Raw genomic sequence first — 267 nt, 5'->3', positions numbered from 1 at the left:
AAGATGTTGTACAATGTGAAAGTGATCGAGGACGATTTTAGCAGAAGGAAAGAGTTTCTTAGCAATGTCATAGTAGGGACTAAACATGTCCATGGTAATGACCTTGACGTGGTTTCTAACCTGTCTGGAATAGCGCAGAAAGTGATTGCGAATCGTTGCTTGAGTCCGTCCATCTAGGATAGTTATGACCTGTCTTGAGTCGAAATCCTGTGCAATGAAGCTCATCTTGCCTTTCTTGAAACTGTACTCATCCCAAGACATGTGTTC

General features: G+C 42.3%; 1 protein-coding gene. It reads right to left on the bottom strand.

The window, feature by feature from the left end; all coding sequences use genetic code 11:
- Nucleotides 1–267: transposase (locus STRDD04_RS10355; protein ID WP_197460106.1), on the bottom strand; the 267-nt coding region annotated here is incomplete at both ends.

It is taken from the genome of Streptococcus sp. DD04 (assembly GCF_001578725.1).
Lineage (GTDB): Bacteria > Bacillota > Bacilli > Lactobacillales > Streptococcaceae > Streptococcus > Streptococcus sinensis.
Note: the sequence above shows the minus strand (reverse complement) of the source record. Positions and strands in the feature narration are given on the sequence as shown.